At 71.1% G+C, this 19,884-nt stretch carries 16 protein-coding genes and 1 tRNA gene; 8 read left to right on the forward strand and 9 right to left on the reverse strand.

Features of this window, described 5'->3' with window-relative positions:
* Positions 1-6 precede the first annotated feature (6 nt).
* The 8 genes from VGJ96_02480 to trxA form a co-directional block, all read right to left on the reverse strand.
* Positions 7-2,529 (reverse strand): helicase C-terminal domain-containing protein, encoded by a 2,523-nt coding sequence (locus VGJ96_02480; GenBank protein ID HEY3285966.1) that lies wholly within the window; start codon positions 2,527-2,529, stop codon positions 7-9.
* Entirely contained in the window at positions 2,526-3,788 is a 1,263-nt protein-coding gene (locus VGJ96_02485; GenBank protein ID HEY3285967.1) for a hypothetical protein, read from the reverse strand. Before VGJ96_02485 ends, VGJ96_02480 begins: the two co-directional genes overlap by 4 nt.
* 308 nt (positions 3,789-4,096) lie before the next feature.
* Positions 4,097-5,809: a hypothetical protein gene (locus VGJ96_02490; protein ID HEY3285968.1), complete on the reverse strand. Its 1,713-nt coding sequence runs from the start codon at positions 5,807-5,809 to the stop codon at positions 4,097-4,099.
* A 1-nt stretch (position 5,810) separates the two neighbouring features.
* Positions 5,811-9,137, reverse strand: a complete 3,327-nt coding sequence (locus tag VGJ96_02495; GenBank protein HEY3285969.1) for a hypothetical protein — start codon at positions 9,135-9,137, stop codon at positions 5,811-5,813.
* Positions 9,134-9,820: a DUF4159 domain-containing protein gene (locus VGJ96_02500; GenBank protein ID HEY3285970.1), complete on the reverse strand. Its 687-nt coding sequence runs from the start codon at positions 9,818-9,820 to the stop codon at positions 9,134-9,136. Before VGJ96_02500 ends, VGJ96_02495 begins: the two co-directional genes overlap by 4 nt.
* Before the next feature lie 2 nt (positions 9,821-9,822).
* Positions 9,823-10,650: a 16S rRNA (cytidine(1402)-2'-O)-methyltransferase gene (rsmI, locus tag VGJ96_02505; protein HEY3285971.1), complete on the reverse strand. Its 828-nt coding sequence runs from the start codon at positions 10,648-10,650 to the stop codon at positions 9,823-9,825.
* Positions 10,644-11,627 carry a hypothetical protein gene (locus tag VGJ96_02510; GenBank protein HEY3285972.1) on the reverse strand — a complete coding sequence of 328 codons (984 nt, stop codon included), beginning with the start codon at positions 11,625-11,627 and terminating at the stop codon, positions 10,644-10,646. Before VGJ96_02510 ends, rsmI begins: the two co-directional genes overlap by 7 nt.
* 87 nt (positions 11,628-11,714) lie before the next feature.
* Positions 11,715-12,044 carry a thioredoxin gene (gene trxA, locus VGJ96_02515; protein ID HEY3285973.1) on the reverse strand — a complete coding sequence of 110 codons (330 nt, stop codon included), beginning with the start codon at positions 12,042-12,044 and terminating at the stop codon, positions 11,715-11,717.
* A gap of 85 nt (positions 12,045-12,129) precedes the next feature.
* On the opposite strand from trxA, the gene mce reads away from it, so the two are divergent.
* The gene (mce, locus tag VGJ96_02520; GenBank protein HEY3285974.1) at positions 12,130-12,540 is read left to right on the forward strand and encodes a methylmalonyl-CoA epimerase; all 411 of its coding nucleotides are present in this window, start codon (positions 12,130-12,132) and stop codon (positions 12,538-12,540) included.
* A 92-nt stretch (positions 12,541-12,632) separates the two neighbouring features.
* On the opposite strand, the gene VGJ96_02525 is transcribed toward mce, so the two are convergent.
* Positions 12,633-13,100, reverse strand: a complete 468-nt coding sequence (locus tag VGJ96_02525; GenBank protein ID HEY3285975.1) for a hypothetical protein — start codon at positions 13,098-13,100, stop codon at positions 12,633-12,635.
* 45 nt (positions 13,101-13,145) lie between these two features.
* Between VGJ96_02525 and VGJ96_02530 the strand changes: the two genes are divergently transcribed.
* The 7 genes from VGJ96_02530 (at position 13,146) to VGJ96_02560 (ending at position 19,880) form a co-directional block, all read left to right on the forward strand.
* Complete coding sequence (locus VGJ96_02530) at positions 13,146-13,892, forward strand: pyridoxine 5'-phosphate synthase (protein ID HEY3285976.1); 747 nt, start codon at positions 13,146-13,148, stop codon at positions 13,890-13,892.
* A 230-nt stretch (positions 13,893-14,122) separates the two neighbouring features.
* The gene (locus VGJ96_02535) at positions 14,123-15,751 is read left to right on the forward strand and encodes a hypothetical protein (protein ID HEY3285977.1); all 1,629 of its coding nucleotides are present in this window, start codon (positions 14,123-14,125) and stop codon (positions 15,749-15,751) included.
* Positions 15,752-15,754: 3 nt separating this feature from the next.
* Positions 15,755-16,804 (forward strand): lysylphosphatidylglycerol synthase transmembrane domain-containing protein, encoded by a 1,050-nt coding sequence (locus VGJ96_02540; protein ID HEY3285978.1) that lies wholly within the window; start codon positions 15,755-15,757, stop codon positions 16,802-16,804.
* The gene (gene ispE / locus VGJ96_02545; protein ID HEY3285979.1) at positions 16,801-17,715 is read left to right on the forward strand and encodes a 4-(cytidine 5'-diphospho)-2-C-methyl-D-erythritol kinase; all 915 of its coding nucleotides are present in this window, start codon (positions 16,801-16,803) and stop codon (positions 17,713-17,715) included. The genes VGJ96_02540 and ispE overlap by 4 nt, the downstream gene beginning before the upstream one ends.
* Positions 17,716-17,761: 46 nt before the next feature.
* Positions 17,762-17,833, forward strand: a tRNA-Gln gene (locus VGJ96_02550).
* A 263-nt stretch (positions 17,834-18,096) separates the two neighbouring features.
* On the forward strand, positions 18,097-19,050 hold the full coding sequence (locus VGJ96_02555) for a ribose-phosphate pyrophosphokinase (protein HEY3285980.1): 954 nt from the start codon (positions 18,097-18,099) through the stop codon (positions 19,048-19,050).
* Positions 19,051-19,208: 158 nt separating this feature from the next.
* The gene (locus VGJ96_02560; protein ID HEY3285981.1) at positions 19,209-19,880 is read left to right on the forward strand and encodes a 50S ribosomal protein L25/general stress protein Ctc; all 672 of its coding nucleotides are present in this window, start codon (positions 19,209-19,211) and stop codon (positions 19,878-19,880) included.
* Positions 19,881-19,884: the final 4 nt, after the last annotated feature.

Raw genomic sequence — 19,884 nt, forward strand, 5'->3', positions numbered from 1 at the left:
GACGGACTAGCTGTCCGGGTCCGTTACACCATCGACGGCGCGGCCGTTGGCGTAGAAGTCGCGCAATGTCTCCCGCAATGAGGCCCACGGCGCCACGACGCGGCGGGCCGGTGGCAGGGCGTCGAGCAGGTGAGCGCCGTACCCTTTGCGCAACACCCGCGGATCGCACAGCACCACCGCGCCGCGATCGGCCGTGGACCGCACGAGCCGCCCGAAGCCCTGCTTCAGGCGCAGCGCGGCGTGCGGAATCATGTAGGACATGAAGCTGTCTCCGCCGCTCTTCTCGATGGCCTCGCATTGCGCCGCCGTCACCGGCTCGGTCGGCACGCGGAACGGAATGCGCGCCAGGAGCAGGGCGTGCAGGGCGCGTCCCGGGACATCCACGCCCTCCCAGAAGCTGGACGTGCCCACGAGCACCGCATTGCCGTGCTCGCGAAAGCGCTGCAGCAGCTGGTCGCGCGGCGCCTCGCCGTGCACCAGCAGCGGCCAGCGCGACTCGACGTCCAGCGCGCGCAGCGTGGCCGCCGCCTCCTTCACGTCGCGATGACTGGTGAAGAGCACGAAGACGCCGCCGTCGGCGACCTCGATCAGATCGTGCGCGGCAGCCAGCACCTGCCCAAAGTGCGCCCGGCCGTCGGTGTTGGGCGCGACGAAGTCGCTTGGCACCGCGAGAATCGCCTGCGACGCGTAATCGAAGGGCGACGCGAACTGGCGCGTCACCGGCTCGGTGCGGTCGTCGTCGAGGCCGAGTCGGCGCGCAATGAAGGCGAAGCCATCGCTGGTGGCCAGCGTCGCGCTGGTCACCACCGCGGTGTCGAGGCGCACGAACAGGTCCTCGCGCAGGATCGGCGCGAGGTCGAGCGGCACCGAGGCTGCGCCCACGTTGCCATCACCGGGGCGGCGCTCCAGCCAGCGCACCAGCTGGTCGGCATCGCGCCCGGAGCGGAGCGCGCCGCGCAGCGCATCGCCGGCGTGCGCGAGCCGCCGTGAGACGCCGCGGATCTCGCCGAGCAGCGGCGCGAGTTCCTCGGCCCGTGTGGGCTCCGTCTCGAGGCGGCTGCCGATGGTGCGCAGGCCGTCCTCCAGCAGGGCGATCTCGCGCAGCAGGTCGTCGAGCGCCGGACCCAACCCCTCACGCCAGACGGGATCGTCGTCGAACGCGTCGGTGAGCCGCACCTGCGGCTCGTTGCGCGCCGAGAGCCAGGCGTCGAGCAGGTCGCACACCACCTGCGCCTTGTCGCGCGCCGCGCGCGTGCCGTCCACCAGGCGCACGCGCACGAGGTCGAGCGAGGCGACGCTCAGCAGGTCGGTGGCGCGCGACAGTTTGCGCTCGAGCGCGGGAAGCAGCCCCTTGCCCTTGCGCTCAAGCCGAGCGAAGAGGCGCTGGAGGCCGCGGCGCGAGACGGTGTGCCCCAGGTGCGCGGCGGCGGCATCTTCGAGATGGTGCCCCTCATCCACGACCAGTCGCGTGAACGGCGGCAGCACCGCCGCTTCGGTCCAGTTGCCGCTGGCCCGCCGCACCGCGATGTCGGCCATCAGCAGGTGATGGTTCACGACCACCACGTCGGCCTCGGCGGCACGCCGCCGCGCGGCAAAGACGAAGCAACGATCGAAGTACGGACAGCGCATCCGCGTGCACAGGTCGCCTTCGGCCGCCACTTCGTCCCACACGTCGGGGCGCGGCGCCGTCGTGAGATCGGAGAGCGAGCCGTCCTTGGTCTTCGCGGCCCACGCCGAAAGCATGTCGAGGTCGTTGGCCAGCTCTTCCTCGAAGAGCGACGCCCCTTCGGCGCGCGCGGTGTCGAGCCGCTGCAGGCATAGGTAATTGTGCCAGCCCTTGAGCAGGGCAAAACGGACCTTCTGGTCGGCGAGCGCTTCGGCGAGAATGGGAAGGTCCTTGCCGACGAGCTGCTCCTGCAGCGTGATGGTGTTGGTGGAAATGACCGTGCGTTCGCCGTTGGCGGCCGCCCAGCGGAGGGCGGGCACCAGGTAGGCGAGCGACTTGCCGACGCCCGTCCCTGCCTCGAGCAGGCCGATGCCACCCTTGGTGTAGAGGCCGGCGATGGTGGCGGCCATGTCACGCTGCGTCGGCCGGTCCTCGAAGCGTCCGAGGTGCGCGGCCACGGGGCCGTCGGCGTCGAGAATCGCCGCCACGTCGTCGGCGTCGAGCGGATGCTCCGGCTCGGCGCGCGGCACCTCGACCACCACGTACAGGCGCGTCGCCTCGTTGTCGACGATGGCAAAGCCGATGCCGTCGTCATGCAGCCGCGCGGCGACCTCGAGGTCGGCCTCCGACGGCTCCAGCAGGCCAGACGGGTGATTGTGCACGAGCACTTCGCCGCGCCGCGCAAAGCCCGGCAGGGCCAGCACGCTGCGCGAGTCGCCGCGCGCGACGGCGCGCGCCGACTGGAGCATCCCGGCCTCGTCCATCGCGCCAACGAAGCAGACCTCTCGCCCGCCCGCCATGTGGATGGCGGTGCGAATCGCGTTGGCCACGCGCGGCAGGATGCGCAGCTCGCCGTGGCTCAAGTTTTGTGCGGCCGCTTCTTCGCCGCCGGGAAGAGCACGTTGTTGAGGATCAGCCGGTAGCCCGGCGAGTTGGGATGCAGCGCAAGGTCGGTGGGCGGCGCGCCGATGTTGTGCTGCGGGTCCTCGGGGTCGTGTCCGCCGAGGTAGGTCCATGCGCCCTTGCCGAGGTCACCGTGGATGTACTTGGCCCACGGAGCGCCGTCTTCGTAGGCCAGCACCGTCACCGCCGGGCGCAGCACACTGCGCATGAACGAGGTGGTGACGCCGTAGAAGTCGGGGATCACGCTGCGATGGTCCTGCACCAACATGGTCGCGACGGGATCGAGCTTGGCCGAGAAGGCGAAGAGCTGGAAGTTGCCCAGCGGCTGGCGGCGCGCGGGGACGTTGACCTGGTGCCCGTCGATGTCGCTCATCGCGTTGACGCCCGCCGACATCTCGAGGTGCGCCTTGGCCACCGCGAATCCGTTGGCCCAGTCCATCTTGTTGTCGGCGTCGGGATCCATCGGCGTGCCGTCCGAGTACGGCGACGCGATGTCCACGCCCTGCGAGGCAAGCGCGAGTTCCAGCGTTTCGGTGGCGCCGCACATCGCGAACAGGAATCCGCCGCGCTCGACGAAGGCACGGATCTTCGCGGCCACGGCCTTCTTGAGCGCAGGGATGTTGGCGTCGCCGTGGCGGCGCGCCGTGGTGAGGTCGCGCTCGCGCTGGTCGATGAACCACGGCGCATCGCGGTAGCTGAGGTACAGCTTGTTCAGCTGGCCGGTGAAGTCTTCGTGGAAGAGGTGGATCCAGTCGTACTGCGCCAGGTCCTGATCCAGCACCTCATCGTCCCAGACGCGGGTGTACGGAATGCCGGCGTAGCGCAGCGCCAGCGTGACGGCGTCATCCCACGGCGGCGAGTTGGGCGGCGAGTAGACGGCGATGCGCGGCGCCTTCTCCAGCGGCACGGCGTCGGCATTGCCGTCGGCGATCTCGTTGCGGATCGCGGCGACGGCCGCATCCGAGATGGCCTGAAAGGTCACGCCGTCGAGCGACGCGCGGCGCCGCACGAAGGGGACATCGGGAATCAGGAAGGCGCCGCCGCGGTAGTTGATCAGCCACTCGGCGCGCACGCCTTCGGTGAGCGCGTTGAAGGTGACGCCGTACGCCTTCAGGTGATTGGCCTGCGCATCGTCCATCGGGACGAGCAGGTGCTGCGCCTCGGCGCGCGAGGCGAGCAGGACGGCACCAATCACAAGAAAGCGGAACGCTCGGGGCATGCGTTGATGGGGAGATGCTGAGTACGACAGAGTACGACAGAGTACGACAGAGTACGACAGAGTACGACAGAGTACGACAGAGTACGACAGAGTACCACGGATTCCGACGGACTACGAAGGAGCAATACGATTTGACGCGGAGACAGACGGAGCAGCGAGATGAACGCGTCTCGTGATGAAACCTAATGTGTATCGTTCGGCATTGACCGTGCTCATCCATGCCATTCCGTGGTACGCTGTGCCATTCCGTGGTACTCTGTGCTATTCCGTCGTATTCCGTGGTATTCCGCGCAATTGCCGTCGGCGCTCTATGGCGCCATCCGCATCCGGTCGAGCGCGTCGCGCGCCTGGGGGACGAGCGCGCTGTCGGGCCACGTGAGGATCAGGTGTTCATAACGCGCCGTCGCCCCGGCGCGGTCGCCGCGCCGCTGCAGCGCGCGGGCCCACTCGAGATCGGCCTCGGGAGCTTCGGGCGACGCGGCGTACCCTTCGACGAGCCGCGTCCAGAGCGAGAGCGCCCGCGCATCGTCGCCCTTGGCGCTGGCCACGCGCGCGGCGAGGGCGAGCAGGAACGGCGCGGCCTCGGGGACGGAGTCGGCCGCCTGCTCGAAGGCGCGTGACGCCTGCACCGAATCACCGCGCGCCAGCGCCAGGAAGGCGGCGCCGATCCCCGGCGCGCGGCTGCGCGCCGCGCGCGAGATGAAGGCGAGCGCGGTGAGCACCTCGGGGGTCTTGTCCTCGGCGGTCCGCAGGCCGCTGCGGGCGCCATCGAGGTCGCCATCGAACAAGGCCAGCCATCCCGACACCACATCCTCGTCCTCGCCCCCACCCTGCGCGGCCGCCTGTCGCGCCCGCGCGATGTCGCCCGCACGAATCCATCCCCACGCGAGACTGCGCGCGAACAGCCGCCGCTGCGCCGCCGTGACCCGCGTACCGTAACTCGCGATGAGCTGCTCCGCGTCGCGCGAACGCCCCAACTCCGCGAGCGCCCGCACCCGCAGGGGGAGCGCGTCCGAGACGGCTTGCGCGCTGTCGAGTGCCGGAACCGCCAGCGCCGAGAGCCGCAGCGCCCCGGCCGCATCGCCACCCGGGAGTGCGGCGCCGGCCGCGCGCAGGGCCAGCGCCGGATCGCGTCGCACCTGATACGCCGCCTCGAGCGCGTCCCGCGCCACGAGCGCGCCCCCCATGTGCGCCGCTTCGTCCGCGAAATCGATCCACAACTGCGCGGTGCTGTCGGCCGCTGGGAGCGTGCGCAACGCGCGCCATCCCTCGCGCGGCGAGCCCCAGCGCAGCTCGAGCCAGGCGCGGGTGCGCGCCAGCGCCGCGACGAGCGCGGCCGGTGCCGTCAGCTGGGGCGTGAGCGCCGTGCGCACGCCCTCGCGCGAGGCGTTGGGCGCTCCCATCAGCGAGTACGCCGCCGACTGGTCGAGATACGGCGCGTCGGCCATTGCATCTCGCCAGGCCGCGGCGGCCGCGTCCCAGCGCCCGCGTGTGGCGTACAGATCGGCGAACTCGGTGGCGAACTCGCGTGCGCCGCCGAGCGCCGCCACCGCTTGCTGAAGCACCGAGTCGGCAAGTTCGGTACGGCGATCGGTGAGGAGGAGCCGCACGTACTCGCGATACGGCGCCGCATCGCGCGCGTCGAGCGCGCGCCATTCCTCGAAGGCCCGCCGCGCGGCCGCGTCGCGCCCCAGCGAGCGCAAGGTGCGCAGCAGCGCGCCGCGCAGCACCGCATCGCGCGGCGTCGTGCGCAGCAGCGCGTCGAGCGTGGGGAGGAGCGAATCTTCCTGTCCCAGCGAACCGAACGAGCGCTCCATGCCGAGCACGCCCTGCGACACCGCGCCCAACTTCACCGCCTCGCGGTAGGCGGCAATCGCCTCGCGGTACTTGGCCGCGTTTTCCAGGTCGATGGCGCGCTTGAGCGCCATCTCCCCCGGCTGGGCTTGCGCGCGCAGCGAGGCTGGCGCCGCAAGCGCCGCCAGCAGCAGCGCGATGACCGGCCAGACGTGCCTGCGCTTCATGCTACGGCTTCTTCCGCGGTTCTAGCGTCTGCCGTTTGCCGTCTTCCGTCTGCATCGGCGTCGGCTCGACGTTCAGCCGGCGGAAGTACTCCAGCACCGCACGGCGCTCCTCCGGCGCGAGTCCGCGCAGCTCGTCCCACGTCGGGGCGCGATACCGCAGCGCGTCGCGCCCGCGTCCGGCACCGTCGGGGGGCGCGAACGGCGACACCTTGTCACCCGGCTTCGACTCGCGCGGCCCCATCTCGTCGCGCTCCTCCTGCTGCAGCAGGCGGCCCGCGTCGAGCATCTTGCGGAAAAGCCGCTGCTGTCGGTCGAGCGTGGACGGATCGGCGACGCCCGCCTCGAGCGACTGGGCGAGCGTGCGCGCCTCGCGGGCGAGCTCGCGCGTACGGCCGGTCGCGTCGAGATCCTGCACGTCGTCGAGCGCCTTGGCGACGGCGCGCTGCTGGCGCGCGAGCACACGCGCCTTGTCGAGCGTCGCCGCGTCGGCCCCCGGCCGCTGGTTGGGCGTCGGGAAGAGCCCCGCCATCTGCGAGTTCAACTGTCCCTGCTGTTCCGCGAGCTTCTGCAGTTCGGCTACCATTTCGGGAACGCCGCTTCCCGACTGCGCCCCTTCCACGCGCTCGCGATCGCGCGCCAGCGCGCTGGCCGCCTGCCGCAGCGACTGCGCGGCCTCGCGCATCGCGCTGGCCTGCTGTGACGGACTGCCCTGCCCCTGCTGCGCGTTGTTCGCGTCACGCATCGCCTGGTCCACGCGCTGCTGCGCGTCCTTCATCGCCTGCTGCGTCCCCGGCGAGACCATCGCGCTCTTCTTCGCCTGCTCGGCGAGCCGCTCGCTCGCCCGCTGCACGCCCTGCTGCAGCGCGCTCTGCCGCGACCGCACGTCCCCCTGCTGGTCGCCGGCGCTCTTTCCCTGCACCTGCTCCGCCAGCTGCTCCTGCTGGCGCGCCATCTGCATCATCTCCTGCACGGCCTTGTCGAGCGAGCCGGTGACGTCGTTCTTCCACGCCGCCACCTGCCGCTCGCGCGCTTCGGACAGCTGGTTCCCCGCCTGTTGCATGGCCTGCGCCGCCTCGCGCGCCGCCTGCTCGCGCCCCTGCCGCGTCCCCTCCTGCGCGGCGCGCTGCATCGCCTCGCGCGACGCCTGCGCCTGGCTCGCCGCGCCTTCGGCCTGCCGCGCCGCGGCGTTCGCCCGCTCACGCTCGAGCCGCTGCTGCAGCTGCTGGATCTCGCGCGCGAGCTGCGCCGTCTGCTCCGCCACCGTCTTCGTCCGCGCCGGATCGCCCGCCCCGGAGTCGGCCAGCTGCCGCTGACGGCGCGCCATCGACGTCGCGTCCTCGCGCAGCGTCTTCATCTGTCCCTCGAGCGCGGCGCGGCGCAGCATCTCGGCGCTCTTCTCGAGCGCCTCGCGCAGCCGCTTCTGTTGCTCCGCCAACTCGGCCATCGACTGCCGCGTGCGATCCTGCGAGAGGTCCTGCGCCGCCCCCTCGAGTTTCTTCATCGCGGCGAGCAGTTCGGGCGTGAGCGCATCGCGCATCAGCTGCTGCGCCTCGCGCAGCTGCGCCTGCAGCGAACTGTCCAGCCCGCCCGCGGCGCGCAGGCGCTCCTCCAGCTCGCGCGTCGCGTCCTGCACCTCACGCGAACGCTGCGCCATCTCGGCCTGCTCCTTCGCCAGCCCCTTCGCCTTCTCGGCCGCGTCATACGACATCGCGTCAGGCGCCGTGCGCTCGCCGGGCTTGGCCGACTCGGCGGGCGTCCGCGCGCGCACCGCTTCGTTGGTGCGCTGTTCCAGCCGCTGCTGGGCGCGGGCCGCGGCGAGCGCCTTGCTTACCAGCGAATCCGCCGCCGCGCGCGCTTCGCGTCGTTGGTCCTCGACCGCCGGCACGCGCAGCAGCAGCTCACGGCTCTTCCCCGCCTGTCCCCACGGCGTGTCGTCGTGCGCGCTCGCCTGCACGTGCACCACGTCCCCCGGCTGCAGCGCGAGCGCGCCCAGCTCGAGCGCGATCGCGCCGAGGTACGAGGGCGCGCCGCCCTCGAACAGTCGTCGCGACTGCGGCGCCGTCACCCGCCCGTCGGCGTGCCGCGTCCACACCGCCACCGACACGTCGCGCAGCACGCGATCGTCCACCGCCGCCACCCCAACGCGCACCGCGCCCGCGGGCGTGACATTGGAATCGGCGCTCGGCGTCAGGAAGTCCACCTGCGGCGCCGAATCGGGAACCACCTCGAGCTGCAGCGGAACCGGCAGGTCCGCGATGGGGCCCGTTGCCCCGGACGCGCGCCACTGGAGCGTCGCGCTCGCGCGCGGCGTGAATCGTCCCGTGAACCCGCGCCCCGTGATCGTCAGCGGCACGCGCACCGCGTCGCCGCCCAGCGCGATGGCCGCCAGCGGTTCCGACGCCCGCCCCGCGATGGTGAGTGCCGTTCCCTGCGGCACACGGAGCGTGCCCTCGAGAGCCAGAGTCTCTGGCGCGCGCGAGAGGTACGCTGGGAACTGCGCGGAGATCGTCACGTCGCCGACGAACGAGCGCTCGGCCAGCCGCAGGCGCAGGGTGTCGGAGACGACGCGCCCGTCGGTCGCGATCAGCAGCACGTCGGCGTCGAGCGGGCCGACGCGCCACGACGCCGCCCCATCGCGCACGACGAGCGTCGTGTCGCGCCACGCGCCGCCCGTCGCGCGCTGGCGCACCGTCAGCGCGCGGCGCCCCGGCGCGTGCACCCGCAGCGGGGCCGTGTCGCCACGCAACAGCCCCGCCGGCGGATCGTCGAAGGTGATCGCCGGCAACAGCGTGCCCGCCCACGCCGAGGCCGGATGCAGCAGCGCGCGCCATCCATCGCCGTGCGATCCGCCCGTCCCCGCCGCCGCGGCCACGATGATGAGCGTCGTCCCGGCGGCGACGGCAAGCGCACGCTGGGTGGAGCGCTGCAATCGCGGCGCCAGCGGCGCATCGCCGAGGCGCGCGCCAAGGAGCGAGTCGGCGCGCGCCACAAATGGGCCACCCTGTGGCGCCACTTCCAGGAGCGTGCGCGCCGCGCCATCGCGCAGCCCGCGCTCCAGCTCGATGGCGCGGGCCACGTCGCCCGGCGACGTCTGCGTGCGGCGCCGCCGACGCTGCAGCTCCCATCCGCCCCACGCCGCGGCGCCCGCGACCAGCCAGAGGAAGAGCGGGACGACTCGCGGCAGTGCCAGCCAGCGCGTGTTGCCGAGCGCGATGGCGCCCAGCGTCAGCGTCGCCACGCCCACGGTGGCGACGCGCAGCACCACCGCCGCGCGCACCTGCCGGGCGACGCGGGCATGCTCGGCGAGCAGCCGTTCGACGGTCGTCATGCGCCCGGACGGCTGCTGATGGCGTACACGAAGAGATTCACGCCCATGCGCAGCGCCTGTTCATGCAGCTCCGGTGGATCATCCTTGTACGTGCCCACGTCTTCCCAGCCGTTGCCGAGGTCGCTCTCGTAGCTGTAGAAGACGGCGAGGCGGTCGCCGATGAACAGCCCGAGGCCGCGCGCCGGCTTGCCGTCGTGTTCGTGGATCTTCGGCACGCCCTGCGGAACGTCGTACACCGCGTGGTAGACCGGGTGCCGCAGCGGCACGTCCACCAGCTCGCGGTCGGGGAAGACGCGCTTGAGCTCGCGACGGAACGAATCATCGAGCCCGTAATTGTCGTCGGCGTGAAGGAAGCCGCCGCGCAGCAGGTACTCGCGCAGGCGCGCCACTTCCGGTTCGGTCAGCCGAATGTTCCCGTGCCCCGTGAGGTGCAGGAACGGATAGTCCCACAGCCGCTCGTCCATCAGCGTGACGCGCGCTTCCTTGGGATCCACGTCGAGCGTGGTCCGCTGACGGATGGCGGCGATCAGGTTGGGCAGGCTCGAGGGATTGGCGTACCAGTCGCCGCCACCGTCGTACTGCAGGCGCGCCACGGCGAGGCGCGGCGCCGCCGGCGCGTGCAGCGGGCGGGCCGCGCCGGTCGCGAGGGGAAGCGCGAGCAGGAGAATGTGGGAGAGGCGCATGCTCAGTCGTGGGCGAGGCGATACGCGAGATTGCGGGGGGCGCCGTCGTCCTCCATGAGAACGCGCACGACGTCCCGAGCGCTCAACCCCTCGGCGCGCAGCGCGGCCGCCCGGGCGCGCAGCGCCTCTTCGTCGAGCGGCGGCGCCTCGCCGCCCTGCACGACGATCACCACCTCGCCTCGCGGCGCCGCCTCGGCAAACTGCGCGGCCAGCGCGCTCACCGCGCCGCGGCAGAACTCCTCGAACTGCTTGGTCAGTTCACGGGCCACCACGGCCAGCCGGTCGCCGGCGCCGGCCGCGGCGAGATCGCGGAGCGTGTCGGCCACCCGGTTCGGCGCCTCGTACAGCACGGCGGTGTGACGGAGCGCGGCGACGTCGGCGAGCAGCGCGCGGCGCTCGGGGCCCTTGCGCGGCACGAAGCCGAAGAACGTGAACCGATCGGCCGGCAGCGCCGCGCCGACGAGGGCGGCGAGCAGCGCCGATGCGCCGGGAATCGGCACCACCGGCACGCCGGCCGACACCGCGGCCTGCACCAGCCGCGCGCCCGGATCGCTGAGCAGCGGCGTGCCGGCGTCACTCACCAGCGCCAGTCGCGCCCCGATCTGCAGGCGCCCGACGAGCGACGGCGTGGTGGCCGCCTCGTTGTGCTCGTGATACGACTCGAGCGGCGTGTGGATGTCGAAATGCGACAGCAGGGCGCGCGTGTGCCGCGTGTCTTCCGCGAGGATCGCATCCACCGAACGCAGCGTCTCCAGCGCGCGCGCACTCAGGTCCCCGAGGTTCCCGATGGGCGTGCTGACGATGTAGAGCGTGCCGACCGAGTCTACCACGGAATGTTCCACGGCAGGGCTTCGAACAGCCCGGCCGCCTGGAACAGGTGCCGGCGCTGGCGCGTGACGTCGGCGAGCAGCTGCTCCGCCGTCACGCCCTCGGGCAGCGGCAGGTGCCAGAGCGTCTCGCCCAGCCAGGCCGCGATCGCCGCGGCGAGCGCCGGGGCGTCGACGACCGGATCGCGCTGGTTGGGAATCGTGAGCGAGAACCGGTCGAGCGCCGGATGCTTTTCCATCAGGTGGTGGCGCGCATGCTCCGCCACGGCGAGCGCGCTCTCCGCGCCGCCCGCGTGCAGGCGATGGATGAGCGTGCCCACGAGCTCACGATATGCCGCGATGAGGGCGGGCGCCGCCTGGTTGGGGAGCACGGGCGGGACGTTCCAGCGTCGCGCCGACCCGCCGTTCTGGAACGCGCGGTCGAGCAGCGCGCGCACCCGCGATGCGCCGTCGAGCGCGGTTGAATCGTCGGCGAAGTAGCCGCGCAATGGCATGCCATGCTGGACGACGATGTAGTTCACGCCGCCGTCGGCGACAATTTCGACGAGGCCGTCGAACAGCGTCGCCATCAGGTTGCCGAGCAGCGCCGCGGTGCTCGCCGCCGGCAGCTCCGGCGGCCATCCCAGGTCGGGCGTCAGCTGCGAGTGGTACATCGCCGCCAGCTGCTCGTCCTCCGCCTCGTGAAAACAGATCTCGCCATACTCGGCGGCGCTCGGCACCTTGGCCACCGCCTCGCCGATCGAGAGCGCCCGCCACCGCCGGCCGTCGGAGGTGGCGGTCGCGTTCACCACGTCGCCCTCCTCCATGTAGAGCATCAGCAGCTCTTCGGGGAGCCAGATGGCGACGTACCCGAAGACCCGCGCCGCGCGATCGCGCTTGGCGTCGGTGAGCAGATTCTGCAGGTGCACGTACGCCAGGCGCGTGCGCGGCAGCAGCGCGCGAATCTTGGGGTACCGGGGATGTCCAGCGGCGACAGGCATGGAGAGGAGGGCAAACGAAACCCGGGCGCGGCTCGTGCGGCACCCGGGTTCAATTCTGCGGGGTGGACGTCCCGCCCCGCAACGGCGTCAGGCCGTGTGCTGCTTGAACTTCGCTTCCAGCGCCGACTTCGGCACCGCGCCGATCACCTGATCCACGACCTTGCCGTCCTTGAAGAACAGCAGCGTCGGGATGGACCGCACGTTGAAGCGCATCGACGTCTTCTGGTTCGTGTCGACGTCGAGCTTGGTCACCTTCACCTTGCCTTCGTACTCGACCGAGAGCTGCTCGAGCACCGGCGCAATCATGCGGCACGGACCGCACCAGACCGCCCAGAAATCGACGACCGCCACTCCCTGATGCTTCTCGACTTCCTGCTCGAAGTCGGCGTCCGTCACTGCAATCAGATTACCCGCCATTCCACTCGCCTCCGCCGCGACGGTGCCGTGCAGCCGTCGTGATTGATAATGTTAGGCGCCCACCCTGTTGCCGGAGCACCCTGCCGTGACCACCCCTGCCCGTCGTGGCACCCGCATCGCCCACCTCGGCGTTGCCGTGCGCGCGCTTCCCGATGTCCTGCCGTTGTACCGCGACGTGCTCGGCCTGCCCGCGGTGCCGCTCGATGATGCCGACGGCGCCCGCATTGCCGGCTTCGCCGCCGGCGACTCGCTGGTGGAACTCCTGGAACCCGCCGTGGCCGACTCTCCCATCGCGAAGTACATCGACCGGCGAGGCCCCGGCATCCACCACATCTGCTTCTACGTCGATGATCTCGACGCCACCCTCGCCAAGGCGACGGCCGCCGGGATCACGCTTATCGATGACGTGCCGCGCATCGGCGCCGAGGGCAAGCGCATTGCCTTCCTGCACCCGAAGTCAACGAACGGCGTGCTCATCGAACTGTCTGAATACTAATCGGGGCGGCAAGCCCCGGATTGTCGGTGGCCTGCCGCCCCGCGCGCGCGGACGCCGCGTTTCGTCACATCGCGCCGGTCGTGGCGCGTACGCTACCGCGTGTTCGTCGCGTTTCCCGGAGGCGTGTTGCTCGCACCGCAGAAGCCGTGATCACGAAGCTGATCAAGCTCAAGGTTCTCCACATACCAGCGGTTCGCCGGCCCCTTCACCACCGTGAACAACGGCGTGGCCTTGAGCGTCAGCAGCGTGAGCGTCACCGGAATGCGCAGGCGCCCGGCCTCGCCCGGCGTCGGCGCGCCGAGGGCGACTTGTTCATGCGCGAGGCACTGGATCATTATCAACTCACGCCGCTCCAGTTCCTTCTGGCTCATGGACGTGCTGGCGGGACCCTTGTCGGTTCCCCACACGTTCCCCATCGCCGTGAGGTCCTTGCGCTGGGAGGCGGCGAGGAACTGCTGGATGGCCGCGTTTGGCGACTCGGCGCCGGTGCCGGAGCCGCCACCCGGCAGGCTGGAACAGGCGGCGAGGACGGGCAGCAGCAGCAGGGCGACTCTCTTCACTGAAGACTCCCGCGGAGCGCGTCCGCGATCACGATGGGGTGGACTATGGCATCATCTGGCGGCCCGGGGCATCTCCGCCTCTACATCAACATTGATCACGTCGCGACCATCCGTCAGGCGCGTCTCACCGACGAGCCCGACCCGGCGGCCGCGGCCGTGCGGTGCGAAGCGGCCGGCGCCGACGGCATCACCGCGCACCTGCGCGAGGATCGCCGCCACATCCAGGACGCCGACGTGACCGCCCTGCTTGGCGTCATCCGCACGCCCTTCAATCTCGAGATGGCCCTCACCGACGAGATGCTGGCCATCGCCGAGCGGCTGCGCCCGCACCAGGTGACCCTGGTGCCCGAGCGCCGCCAAGAAGTGACGACTGAGGGCGGGCTCGACGTCACACTTGACCCCCTCCGCCTGCGCGACGGGCTGGCGCGACTTGCCGCGGCCGGCATCCGCACGTCGCTGTTCATCGACGCGGACCCGCGGATGATCGACCAGTCGGCGGCGGCCGGCGCCGCCGCGATCGAACTGCACACCGGACGGTACGCGCACGCGCCGGCCGATCCCGCCACCCTGAAGGCGCTGCGCGATGGCGCGCTCCGGGGAAGGGCCGCCGGCCTCGCCGTCCACGCCGGCCACGGCCTGACCGTCCGCAACGTCGGCCCCGTCGCCGCCATCGCGGACATCGAGGAACTCAACATCGGCCATCACATCATCAGCCGCGCCGTGTTCGTGGGGATCGAGGCGGCGGTGCGGGAGATGAGAGGGGCGATGGACAACGCTCGACACAACGATTGAGGATTGGGAATCCGGAATTCGATACGGGATTCCGAATGCGGAATTCGACCGGCGATGACCGCGCCCGGGGGGCGCACTCCCACCAATCGCCAATTGCAATCCTCGATCCCAATCCTGAATCCCAATCCGGATTCCACATCCTCAGTCGTGGTGACACCAAGCCCTCCCCTCTCGTCTATTAGTATGGCCTTATTGCCGCCCGTTTTCTCACCTCGTAGGTTGCTAACGCGATGAGCAGCGGTCTCCTCGACTTCTTCACGCTGGAAGCGTCCGAGTACGTCGAAGACCTCGACGGCCTCGTCGCCGCGGCGCGCGGCGGCCCGCCGGACGTCGAGGCCTGGATGCGCCACGCGCGCGCCCTGCGCGGCAGCGCGACGATGGCCAAGGTGGGCGGCATCGCCGAGGTCGCCACCGCCCTCGAGCGGGTGGCGCAGGCGGTGCGGCTCGGCACGCTGACGTGGAACGAGGCCCTGCGCGGTGCGGTGGTGGCGGCCATCGACGATCTCAAGCTCCTCATTCGCGGCGTGCGCACGTGGAGCGACACCGAGACCCGCCGCGCCGCCGCCCGCGCCCGCGAACTCGCCACCTTTGCCCCCGCCTCGTCGAGCGTCGGCGCGTCCGCACCCAACGCGTCGGCCTTCCTCGCCACCGAGGCGGCCGAGATCGCGCGCGCCCTGATGGCCTTCGCCGACAACCCGGTCGGTCCGGCGGCCTTCGCCGCGACGCTGCAGCGCGTGCGCGGACTGCGCGGCATCGCCCTGCTCAAGGACGTGCCGCCGCTCCCCGAGGTGGTGGACGCGCTCGACCAGACCGCCAAGACCTTCGAACTGGGCGGGGCCGTCACGCCCGCCCTGCGCGCGCTCTTCCACGCGGCGGCGGTGGTGCTCGCCGACGGAAGCATTGCCCTCACGCGTGGCGACCGTCCGTCGACCGCGTCGGACGCGTTGAGCGCCTTCGCGCGGGCCGCGGCCGAGTGCGGGGGCGGCGCCGCCAGCGCCGACGAGATCGTTCCGATCGGCACGCTCTTTCTCGATGATGGGGCCCCCGGCCTCGTCAGTGCCGCCCCGTCGCCGCCGACGACGGCCGCGCAGCGCTTCCGCCTCGAGGTGGTGAGCCACGCCGAGCACCTGCGGCGGCTGATCGCCGATGCGGGGCGCGCCGTGGACGCGGCCACGCGTGAGCGGCTCGCCCGCGAGATCGGCAGCGCCGCGCGGGCGCTCTCGCGCCTCGCCGTCTCCTTCAGCGAGGATCCGCTGGCCGCCTTCTTCGAGGAGCAGCGCAGTCAGGCGTCGCTCCTCGCCGGTGCCGCGCTCGGCACGCTCGACCACGCCTGCGAGCTGCTCTCGGCGCCGCACGGCAAATCGACGGCGGAGATCGTGCGCACGCTGCGCCAGGCGGCGGCGATGCCCGCGCCGGCGCCGGCCGTCGCCGCCGCCGCCGCGGCAGTGCCCGCCACACCCATCGTCGACATCGCCACGCTGGCTCCCGACGCCGTCGAGGGCGCGGCGTCCATGGGCGACGTCGTCGAGATCGCCTCGCTCGCGCCCACGGGGCAGGCGTCACTCGTCTCGCGCGGCACCGCCGACGCCGGCACGGCGCCGACGGGTGATGCGCTGGCTGCCTTGCTGTCGAACGGACTCGCTGGACTCAGCAATCTCGAGGCCGAACCGCTCGTGACGCCCGTGGACTACAGCTCCGACGTGGTCGTGCCCATCGAGGACCTCGTCTATCGCGGCCGCGATGCGCTCGACCGCGCCATCGAACTGCGCGACGTGATTCGACAGTCGGCAGGCGCTCCCGACCCGGCCGTGCTCGCCGAGCTGTTCGACCTGCTCGAGCTCGCCGCCACGTCGGACTGACGCATGCGAATCAGCGCTCGCGGTGCGCTCGGCATCGCCGTCAGTGCCCTCCTGCTGTGGTATGCGCTGAAGGATGTGCCCTTCGCGCAGGTCGTGTCGGCGCTGCGCGCAAGCGACCTGACGCTGTGGGCGCTCTGCACGGTGTCCTCGCAGCTCATCTTCCCGCTGCGCGCGCGCCGCTGGCGCACCATCCTCGACCCGGTGGCGCCCAACCTGCCGTTCGGTCCGCTCTGGCGGGCCACCGCCATCGGGATGATGGCGAACAACGTGCTCCCCGCCCGCGCCGGTGAACTGGTGCGCGTCTTCGTCCTCGTGCGCGAACGCAAGGAAGTCCCGTGGTCCACCGCCCTGGCCTCGCTGGCCGTGGACCGCGTCTTTGACGCCCTGTGCGTCGTGCTGCTGCTGGTGGCGGCGATGCTCGCCCCCGACTTCCCGCGCGACTTCATCATCGGCGGCCGCCCGGTGCAGTCCATCGCCGGGGTGATGGCGGCCGTGGTGGTGCTCTCATTCGGCGGGCTCTTCGCGGTGGCGCAGTGGCCGCACGCGATGGAACGCCTCGCGGTGCGCATCGCCGGCGCGGTGCTGCCGCGCACGCAGGAGCGGGTCGGCCTGCTGGTGCACGCGCTGGCCGCCGGCCTCGCCGTCGTCCGGGAGCCGTCGCGGTTCTTCGCCACGTTCTTCTGGGCGCTGGTGCACTGGCTGATGAACGCGCTCGCCTTCTGGTTCGGCTTCCGCGCCGTCGGCATCGTCGCGCCGTTCACCGCCGCCCTCTTCGTGCAGGGCATCATCGTGATCGGCGTCTCGGTGCCGTCCTCCCCCGGCTTCGTGGGCGTCTTCGAGACGGCGGCCAAGCTGGCGCTCCCCGTCTACGGCGTCGCTCCGGTGCAGGCGGTCACGTGGGCGCTCGGCTTCCACTTCCTGTCTTACATTCCCATCACCGTGATCGGCGCGTGGTACTTCCTGCGCATGGGCGTGCATTTCGGTGACGTCGAAGCCGCGACGAAGGCCGCGGAACGGCGCGTCACCGGCGAGCACGAGGGGATGTCGCCGTGAGCACGGCTCGGGTGCAGGCGCAGGCGAAGGCCAACCTCACCCTGCGCGTGCTCGCGCGGGAAGCGAGCGGCTTTCACCAGATCGAGACCCTCTTCCAGCGACTCGAGCTGGCCGACGTGACGACCGTTCGCGAGGCGCCGTCGCGCACGCTCGATGTTTCGTTCGGTGACGCGGAGCGCGCCAGCGATCTCGGTCCCGTCGAGCAGAACCTCGCCTGGCGCGCCGCCGACGCCTACGCCGCCGTGGCCGGGTGGCCGCGCGGCTTCGCGATTGAAATCGAGAAGTGGATTCCCGTCGGCGGCGGACTGGGCGGCGGCAGCGCCGACGCCGCGGCGGTGCTGCGCGCGCTTGACGCGCTCGCGCCGCGCCCGCTGGGTCCGTCGGCGCTCGTGGACATCGCGGCCCGGCTTGGCGCGGACGTCGCCTTTCTCGTCTCGCCCTCGGAACTCGCCATCGCGTGGGGGCGCGGGGAGCGCCTGCTCGACCTGCCGCCGCTCGCCGCGGCGCCCGTCCTGCTCGTCGTGCCCACTTTTGGCGTCAACACCGCGGCGGCGTACGGTGCCCTCGCGGCCCATCGCGCGGAGCACCCGACGGCGGCGGGCGCGGCGTGGCGCTCGCCGCGCGACCTCGGCAGCTGGAGTGCCGTGGCCGCCGACGCGGTGAACGACTTCGAGCCGGTCATCTTCGACCAGCATCCCGAACTCGCCCAGGTGCGCGCCCAACTGGCGGCGTTGCCGCGCTCGGTCTTCGCCCGCATGAGCGGGTCGGGCTCGACGCTCTTCGCCGTGCAGGAATTCGGCATCTCGGTGCCGCCCCCCAAGGAGTCCGGCCCCGGCGTCCTCGCGCTTCCCGCCGGCTGGAGCATGGTGATGACGCGGACGGCGCCCGCCGCACCCGTCGAACTGGGCTAGCGCCCCAGCTTCAATAGCGCCTCGGCGGCGGCTAACTTTGAACCGCTGCCCCCTCGTCCAATGGTTAGGACGCCGGTCTTTGGATCCGGTAATGGTGGTTCGAGTCCACCGGGGGCAACTCTGAGCTAGCTGGGATTGGTGTGAGGGCGAGTGATGGCGGATGGCGGAAGGCGGAGGACGGATAGCCCCAGCCATCGGCCGTCCGCCATCGGCCATCAGCCATCCGCCATCGGCCATCAGCCATCAGCCATCAGCCATCGGCCATCGGCCATCGGCCATCGGCCGTCCGCCATCTGCCATCGGCCCGCCCCACACAGCCGCCCCGCGCCGCCGCCACGCATCGCTTCCAATTGGATGCCAGATCGCTCATCTTTAGTGGCTATGGACGGTCTCGCGGTTCCGCTGAAGGGCTTTCGGGTCCTGACTGGCACGGCAAACCGGGCGCTTGCCGAGAACATCGTCAAGCACCTCGATTGCGACCTCACCAAGTGCACGACCTCACGGTTTGCCGACGGTGAGGTCTTCGCGCGCATTGACGAAAATGTGCGCGGCGCGGACGTCTACATCGTGCAGCCGACCAACCCGCCGGCCGAGAACATCATGGAGCTGCTGCTCCTGATCGACGCGGCGCGCCGGGCCTCGGCGGCACGCATCACCTGCGTGGTTCCGTACTTCGGCTACGGCCGGCAGGACCGCAAGGACCAGCCGCGCGTGGCCATCGGCGCCAAGCTGATGGCGAACATGCTGACCGGAGCCGGCGCCGACCGGCTGCTCGCGATCGACTTCCATGCGCACGCGCTGCAGGGGTTCTTCGACATCCCCGTCGACCACCTCTACGCCGCGCCGGTGCTCACCGCGCATTATCGCAAGAAGAACCTCAAGGACCTCGTCGTCGTGGCGCCGGATGTCGGGTCGGCCAAGATGGCGCGCGGCTTCGCGAAGCGCCTCGACGCGTCGCTCGCCATCATCGACAAGCGCCGCCCGCAGGCCAACGTCGCCGAGGTCGTGAACGTCGTCGGTGAAGTCGAAGGGCGCGATTGTCTCCTCGCCGACGACATGATCGACACCGCGGGCACGGTCAGCGAGTCGGCGCGCGCGCTCAAGGAACTTGGCGCGCGCGACATCTACATCTGCGCCACGCACGCCCTGTTCAGCGGCCCCGCCGTGGAGCGGCTCAGCAACTCGCCGGTGAAGGAAGTGACCGTGACCGACACGATCGCCCTCCCCGAGTCGCGGCGCTTCCCGCAGCTCAACGTGCTCTCCGTCGGCGAACTGCTCGCCAAGGCCATTCGCAGCACCCACGCCTATCAGTCGGTGAGCTCGCTGTTCGAGTAGCCGGCCCCGCGCCGATCCCCGCCCCGCCGGTCTGTTGTCTGTCTGTTGTCTCTCTGTTGTTTGTCTGTTGTTTGTCTGTAGTTTCTCTCCCCGTGCGACGCCGGGCCGGACCTACCGGGAACCCACGTAGCGCACATGTACTTCAGCAGGAACTTATCATGGCTACCACTCCGCTTACCGCCGCCGGCCGCAGTGATGTCGGCAAGGGCGTCGCGCGCAAGCTGCGCGCCGCCGGCCGCACCCCCGGCGTCATCTATGGGCACGCCCGCGAGCCGCGCTCGCTCTCGCTCGACACGCACGAGTTCGAGTTGATGCTCGAGAAGGTCGCGTATCGCACGACGGTCTTCGAGCTCGACCTCGACGGCACCAAGTCCAACGCGCTGATCCGCGAGATCCAGCGCCATCCGTACAAGAAGGAAATCCTCCACGTCGACTTCCAGGAACTGGTCGCCGGCGAGAAGGTCACCGTGAACGTGCCGCTCGCGTTCGTGGGCGCCTCCATCGGCGTCAAGGAAGGCGGCATCATCGACCAGATCATGCACGACTTCTCCATCCGCGTCGATCCGATGGCGATCCCGAGCAAGATCGAGGTCGACATCACGGCCCTCGCCATCGGCAAGTCGCTGCACGTCTCCGACATCGCGGTGCCGGCCGGCGTCGAGGTGCTGGACGACGAGGACGCGACGGTCTGCACGTGCGCCGCGCCGAAGGAAGAGAAGGCGGCGGAGCCGCTGCCGGGTGCCGAGGTTGCGGCCGAGGCCGAACCGGAAGTGCTCAGCAAGGGCAAGAAGGAAGAGGAGGAGGGCGCCGAGGCCGAGAAGAAGGCCTAGGCGA

Source organism: Gemmatimonadaceae bacterium, assembly GCA_036504815.1.
In the GTDB taxonomy this organism is placed as follows: Bacteria; Gemmatimonadota; Gemmatimonadetes; order Gemmatimonadales; family Gemmatimonadaceae; genus PNKL01.